At 62.3% G+C, this 2602-nt stretch carries 3 protein-coding genes; all 3 read left to right on the top strand.

From position 1 onward, the window contains the following. The first annotated feature begins 13 nt into the window (after positions 1–13). The 3 genes from tnpB to KRZ98_RS19785 all read left to right on the top strand — a co-directional run bounded on the left by tnpB (position 14) and on the right by KRZ98_RS19785 (position 2566). Positions 14–313: an IS66 family insertion sequence element accessory protein TnpB gene (tnpB, locus tag KRZ98_RS19795; protein ID WP_051093233.1), complete on the top strand. Its 300-nt coding sequence runs from the start codon at positions 14–16 to the stop codon at positions 311–313. A gap of 118 nt (positions 314–431) precedes the next feature. Then, positions 432–1976 carry an IS66 family transposase gene (locus tag KRZ98_RS19790; RefSeq protein ID WP_217674974.1) on the top strand — a complete coding sequence of 515 codons (1545 nt, stop codon included), beginning with the start codon at positions 432–434 and terminating at the stop codon, positions 1974–1976. After that, positions 1973–2566: a plasmid pRiA4b ORF-3 family protein gene (locus KRZ98_RS19785; RefSeq protein WP_368389855.1), complete on the top strand. Its 594-nt coding sequence runs from the start codon at positions 1973–1975 to the stop codon at positions 2564–2566. The genes KRZ98_RS19790 and KRZ98_RS19785 overlap by 4 nt, the downstream gene beginning before the upstream one ends. Positions 2567–2602 lie beyond the last annotated feature (36 nt).

The following is a 2602-nucleotide window of genomic DNA, read 5'->3' as shown; positions in this document are numbered from 1 at the left end:
GCCACCGTGCGACATGCGCAAGGGGTTTGACGGGCTGTCAGCGCAGGTGCGCAATATTCTTCAGCTCGATCCCTTCTCGGGGGCGGTGTTCCTGTTCCGCGGGAAGAGGGGCGACAGGCTGAAGGCCTTGGTCTGGGACGGCTCAGGGCTATGCCTGTATGCAAAGCGTCTGGAGCGCGGAAAGTTTGTTTGGCCACGTGCCCATGAGGGTGCGCTGCGGCTGTCGGCAGCCCAGCTTGCGATGTTGCTCGAAGGCCTGAACTGGAAGCAGGCGATCGTCCACGACGAGGTCATCACGCCGAGCCTCGCATAGTGAAAAAGATCAGGAAAACCGCCATTTTATGTAGGATTTGCCGTCGGCTTCCGCTATTATCTGCGGCATGCGGTTCGCCCTTGATCGCCTTCCCACTGACCCGGTCCTCCTGCAGAAAATGCTGCTGGAGATGGCCGATGTCATGGAGCAGGAACGGGCCGAACTGACGGCGGCGCAAGCCACCGTCAAAGCCCAGACCTTGCGGATCGAGAAGCTCGAGCATCGCGTCGCGCGGCTGCTGCGCGTCCAGTTCGGCCGCAGCTCCGAGAAAATGGATATCGCCCAGCTGCGGCTGATGTTCGAGGAGGTCGAAGCACCAGAACCCGCCAACGATGAGGTGGCGGCGCCGCTTGTGGTGAAATCGGCCCGCAAATCCGGCGGCCGTGTTCCGCTTCCTTCGCACTTCCCGCGTCATACAGTCGATCATCAGCCCAGCCCGTGCAGTGCCGGTTGTAACGGGCCGTCAGTACAGATCGACGAGGCTGTCACTGAGATCCTCGACTATGTCCCGGCGCGCTTCCGGGTCATCCGACATGTCCGGCCCAGGTTGGTGTGCCGATCCTGCGAACAGATCCGCCAGGCGCCCGCTGTCGATCTGCCGCTGCCCAAGGTGATGGCGGGCAGCGCCCTGCTGGCCCATCTCGTCGTCAGCCGCTTTGTCGATCATCAGCCCTGGCATCGGCAGTCGGTGATCTTCCGCCGCGTAGGACTCCACATCGATCGGGACGTGATGAGCCGCTGGGCGCGGAAACTGGCATGGCTGCTGGCGCCGCTGGGCGAGCGGCTGTTCGCCTATATCCGGGAAGCCGCCAAGATCCACGGGGACGACACGCCGGTGACGTTGCTGAGCAATGGCGATGGCAGCCGTACCGGGCACTTCTGGGTATATCTGCGTGATGATCGCTCGAGCGGCGATATGAGCCCGCCTGCCGTGGCCTTCCGCTTCAGCGCAGATCGTGGCGGGGTGCATCCGGCAGAACATCTGGTCGATTATCAGGGCTATCTGCAGGCGGACGGTTTTGCGGGTTATAATGCGCTTTACCGTGATCCCAAGACCAAGGCCCCCAGGGATATCATCGAAGTGGGATGCTGGAGCCACGCGCGCCGGAAATTTACCGATATCCTAGATAAGAGCCCGTCGCCGATCGCGGCGGAGGCGGTCGTGCGGATCGCTGAACTCTTCGCCATCGAGCGAGATATCAAAGGTGCGCCACCCGATGAGCGAAAACGTGTCCGCCAGATCAAGGCGGTGCCTAAGCTCGAGGCTTTGCGCGTCTGGCTTGAAACCCAGAACCGTGGCCTGTCGTCTGACAGCAATCTGGCGCGTGCCTGTCGCTATCCGCTCAACCGCTGGCAGGCCATGATCCGTTACTGCGATGACGGTCGGCTCGAGATCAGCAATAATCTGGTGGAAAACGCGCTGCGCGGTGTCGCGCTCGGGCGCCGGAACTGGATGTTCGTCGGCTCCATGAAGGGGGGAGAAGCCGCCGCGCTCTTCTACGCCCTGGCGGGCACATGCCGGCTCAACGGCGTCGAGCCCGAGGCATGGTTCACTGACGTCATCGAGCGCATCGGTGATCACCCGATCAATCGGATCGATGACTTCTTGCCGTGGAACTGGCAGGCATCAAGGCTGACCAACGATCTGGAGAAGGCTGCGTGAGCAACGGCACTGTCGTGCGGATGAAGATTACGCTGGACGATGTCACACCGGCCGTCAGCCGAACGCTGGAGGTGCCGCTCAATATCCGGCTCGATCGTCTGCACACCGTCTTCCAGACTGCCTTCTCCTGGACGGACTCTCACCTGTGGGAAATGAGCTTCGGGCAAACCGGCTTCGGCATCCCTGATCCCGAATATGGCTTCGACGGGCCGCTCGACGCCCGTAAGGCCACTCTCGCCCAGGTCCTGGCGGATACGGGGCGCAAGACCTTCCGATATCTCTATGATTTTGGCGATGCCTGGGAGCATAGCGTCAAGATCGAGCGCAGCAGCCCGGCCAGCCCGCACCTGACATATCCGCTCATCCTCGATGCAGTAGGCATGCGGCCGCCAGAGGACTGTGGCGGCCCATGGGGTTACGCCGAAAAGCTCGAAGCGCTTGGCGACCCCCAGCATGAATATCATGAAGAGGCCCTGGAGACCCTCGGTGACGATCATGATCCCAACGCCCAGCCCGATATCCCCCTGATCGAGGCAAGGCTGGAAGCGCTCGCGAAAAAATGGGCACCGCGGACACGCCGGAAAGCCTGACGGGCCGCGTCAACGCCACCTTCCGTCGGCGCTTAC

Source organism: Sphingobium sp. AS12 (assembly GCF_019097845.1).
In the GTDB taxonomy this organism is placed as follows: domain Bacteria; phylum Pseudomonadota; class Alphaproteobacteria; order Sphingomonadales; family Sphingomonadaceae; genus Sphingobium.
The sequence above is the reverse complement of the archived record's forward strand: the minus strand, read 5'-3'. Positions and strand labels throughout refer to the sequence as shown.

Bases quoted from the DNA above. Each gene is read 5' to 3' on its own strand.
- tnpB (WP_051093233.1), top strand. From the start codon at position 14: ATGCGCAAGGGGTTTGACGGGCTGTCAGCGCAGGTGCGCAATATTCTT.
- KRZ98_RS19790 (WP_217674974.1), top strand. From the start codon at position 432: ATGCTGCTGGAGATGGCCGATGTCATGGAGCAGGAACGGGCCGAACTG.